Source organism: Halorubrum sp. SD690R (assembly GCF_005435035.1).
In the GTDB taxonomy this organism is placed as follows: Archaea; Halobacteriota; Halobacteria; order Halobacteriales; family Haloferacaceae; genus Halorubrum; species Halorubrum ezzemoulense.
Genome location: NZ_SGTV01000171.1, coordinates 1 through 237, shown reverse-complemented (window position 1 = coordinate 237; position 237 = coordinate 1). Strand labels below are relative to the sequence as shown.

The 237-nt window shown below is 72.2% G+C and carries 1 protein-coding gene; it reads right to left on the bottom strand.

Annotated features, from left to right (window positions below; all coding sequences use genetic code 11):
- Positions 1 to 237 (bottom strand): hypothetical protein (locus tag EXE41_RS18920; protein WP_137691817.1); only part of this gene is annotated, 237 nt, incomplete at both ends.

The window sequence follows — 237 nt, the reverse complement described above, 5'->3', positions numbered from 1 at the left end:
GATGGAAGTCCGGCTCAGGCGCGTCAACCGTGTTCCACGCGGCGTAGAGCGGTTCCGGGCGGCTCCGGAGCCGGTGGAAGTTCCCGTGCCACCGTGTTCCCGGCGACGGAGCGACGTCGACGCCGGACTGGACGGCGTCGGCGACGGCGGCGGTGGCCGAGCCAAGGTCGTCAAAGATCGCCCGCCCGCCACGGATCTGCTCGGGCCGGCCCGTGAGTTCGATCGTGGCCCGGGTGA